The organism is Oceanobacter antarcticus (genome assembly GCF_044962685.1).
Classification (GTDB): Bacteria; Pseudomonadota; Gammaproteobacteria; order Pseudomonadales; family Oceanobacteraceae; genus Oceanobacter; species Oceanobacter antarcticus.
Genome location: NZ_JBBKTX010000121.1, coordinates 1 through 243, shown reverse-complemented (window position 1 = coordinate 243; position 243 = coordinate 1). Strand labels below are relative to the sequence as shown.

Here is a 243-nt window from a genome sequence, read left to right as displayed (position 1 = left end):
TGGACACCTGCAACCTGCAGGAATATCAGAGCCTGCCGCCCTCACAGATCGTACCGCGTCTGGCTGACAAGGGCATCTACCTCGCATCGGAGTCCACGTTCTATCGTGTGCTGAAAAAGCACCAGCAGCTCAACCACCGCGGCCGTGCTCAGTCTGCCAGAACAGTACCACAGCCCACCAGTTTTACGGCCACGGGGCCTAACGAAGTGTGGACCTGGGACATCAGCTACTGCCCATCGGAAG

General features: G+C 58.8%; 1 pseudogene. It reads left to right on the top strand.

Features of this window, described 5'->3' with window-relative positions:
* A pseudogene (locus tag WG929_RS21180) lies at positions 1-243 on the top strand (IS3 family transposase); the annotation flags it as partial.